The organism is Paenibacillus sp. 3LSP, from assembly GCF_032465655.1.
Classification (GTDB): Bacteria; Bacillota; Bacilli; order Paenibacillales; family Paenibacillaceae; genus Fontibacillus; species Fontibacillus barengoltzii.
In genome coordinates this window covers 1-1,495 of the sequence record NZ_JAWDJI010000246.1, presented here as the reverse complement: position 1 = coordinate 1,495, position 1,495 = coordinate 1, and the positions used below count along the sequence as shown (strand labels likewise).

Genomic DNA, 1,495 nt, shown 5'->3' with positions numbered 1-1,495 from the left:
TGCGCTCGACGGGTCAGCGGCTTAAGCCTTTCGACGTCGGGAACACGATACGTTAGGCGAAATACCAGAAAACAAAAAAAGGAACCGCTCGGGTCCCATTGATGACTAAACAGCATCTTCTTCAACAACTTCTTGTCGTTTCTTATAAATTCCCAATTGAAGACAGTATTCCATTTTGAGATGTATATCTTGCATTTGACTAGTTGCATCGTGTTTATCATTTAACAGCATGTTCTTCCCAATTGTAATAATATTCGATAGATCTACCACACATTCTCTTCCTGTAATATCTTTAGATAAGTAAGAATAGAAGAGATGGTTACCATTAACCACGTCATTATACCATTCGAATTTTTTATCTTCTTCGTAAATCGAATATATTGGGGCAACAGTAACATCGAAGATATTTTTATCCTGACACAAGTCATCGTTTGAGACAACGATGACTTTTCTTTGTTTTAGTCCTAATACAACTAGATGTTCTTGGCCAGGAACAAAATTGCCATTACCTTTTACAATTGATCCTTTGTTAGGGTTATTAGTATCCCGAATAAAAAAGTCGAGAGGTCTCTCACCAGTGTATGGTATAGCGGCTTCATAAATCCAACCACGTTTTATAAGATGCCAGTTCTCAGGTGATAAGAATTTGGAATCTCTATTTTTAGTCATTGGTACTATTCCCTTTCCCAACTTTTTCTTTTGAAATCATAAGAAGTTTTAATTGATTCATCTGTCATTCTTTTTGTGATTTTCTTGTGTGATATTAATTTGTTCTTAGCTTTTATTTGACTAGGGAATTCGTAAATTTTAGTAGCAGCCGGTGTCATTTTCTTTTTTCTCCTTTTTCCCATATTACACCACCCAAATAATATTTGGTTGATGTATATGGTCAGATTTTTAGAAGTATGTTGATGTAGCTACAATAAAAAGTATAAAGTGATGTAAACCAGAAAAAGGTCGCAGGTGTCGAAATGGTTACATGTAACCATTTCGACACCTGCGACCAAAACTCCTCTTTTATAGGTTAAATTTTGGAATTTTTTTTGCAGAGGCTCTAACTGTACTGGGCTCGAATCATATATTAATATATGATTCGAGCCCAGTACAGGAAAATCCTTCTGAAAAGAGAAATATTTAATTTAGTGAATTCAATGAAGTTGGTACTTCGCCTAACACAGTATTCACGCATCGGGCCTAACGGCCCTCGATCCGGCACGAAGTTAGGAGTATATTCGGTGAGGCTTATCAGTAGCAGTGAAGCGGAATCAGCCGGACACATCCGCACCACCTAACCGCATCGCGGCCGCCCCTAGCGGGGCTTAAGGTGGTGGGACGTCGTGAATATGATAACGTTATCCGAAACCTCCGATTAGCAAAGGAATAACCTTAATTAAAGGAGGCTTACATGAAGCTAATACAAGTATTAAGTATAGTAGTTATCCTGAATTTCGAAAGTATCGCTTCTTGAAAATATGAAAAGGGCTCCGAATCTTTG

At 37.7% G+C, this 1,495-nt stretch carries 2 protein-coding genes; both read right to left on the bottom strand.

Features of this window, described 5'->3' with window-relative positions; all coding sequences use genetic code 11:
* Nucleotides 1-105 precede the first annotated feature (105 nt).
* Entirely contained in the window at nucleotides 106-669 is a 564-nt protein-coding gene (locus tag RW092_RS21735; protein WP_085170987.1) for a hypothetical protein, read from the bottom strand.
* Nucleotides 670-674: 5 nt separating this feature from the next.
* Complete coding sequence (locus tag RW092_RS21730) at nucleotides 675-851, bottom strand: hypothetical protein (protein WP_176222493.1); 177 nt, start codon at nucleotides 849-851, stop codon at nucleotides 675-677.
* Between the last annotated feature and the right edge of the window lie 644 nt (nucleotides 852-1,495).